General features: G+C 58.0%; 1 protein-coding gene. It reads right to left on the bottom strand.

The features are described 5' to 3' along the window. Positions 1–522: 522 nt before the first annotated feature. Positions 523–900: hypothetical protein (locus JKF87_RS18120; RefSeq protein WP_201101274.1), on the bottom strand; the 378-nt coding region annotated here is incomplete at its 5' end.

Raw genomic sequence — 900 nt, 5'->3', positions numbered from 1 at the left:
ACGATGGCGATCATCAGCACCACCATGATCGGCCCGACCAAGGCGAACTCAACCGCGGCGCTGCCGCCATCCGCACGCACGAAACTCGACTTCACTGGCGCCGACTGCATCACCGCCTCCATACACTCGGATAGGTTGTACAGAAGGACGGTTAAGTGATCGTGTGGCCGTTCGACAGGGACTGACGCCCCGACGGGGGCGCGGTCTAATCCGGGCCAAAATCCACACCCAAGCCCTTACTTAAGCTAAAGCAGTTCATGTCGCGGCTGGTGGCCAGAAACTAGGATTGCTGTCGAACAGAAACTCTAACGCACCTGCCAAGCCCCTCCGGCTTCGCCTTGATCAGCCCGACGGGCTGCGACAGCAGAGTCAGATATTGATCAGCTGGCGGCTTCAAGCGTCGCAGATTCAGTCCAACGGGTTCGCACCGAAGGATTTCGACGCAGGTCGGCGATCTCGCCAAGAACAACCATGTCGACGGTCTTTGGAGCTGGAACTTAGCAAGCTCGACATAGGCATTGCTCAACTGGTTGACTGATCGTCGCCTGCGAAAGCGATAGCCTCGTCAAAACCTATGAGGCGCGCATCCGGGAAATGGAGACCCGCAAGGTCGCGATACGCGAAGAGCGGCAAACATCGGCAAGCCGAGGAAGAAAGTTCCTGCAATTTCAGAACCGGGTCGCCATAGACGACGGCGCGTGGGCATCGTGGGATCTTCACGCTCGTTTGTGAGGGGCCTGACTTTTCCGAGCCAATGTCTACTTCCAGAAGATGAGCCAAAGTCTGCTTATGGCCGATTTCGTTGAAAAGGCGGCCTGGGCAATTGGCATGAGGGCGCAGCGCTGATTCACTCTGGTCGTTGAGGCTGGAGATCCAGCGATGATGGGCGAGCGGCGGGTC

Origin of the sequence: Brevundimonas nasdae, from assembly GCF_016654005.1 — a bacterium.
In the GTDB taxonomy this organism is placed as follows: Bacteria; Pseudomonadota; Alphaproteobacteria; order Caulobacterales; family Caulobacteraceae; genus Brevundimonas; species Brevundimonas nasdae.
Note: the sequence above shows the minus strand (reverse complement) of the source record. Positions and strands in the feature narration are given on the sequence as shown.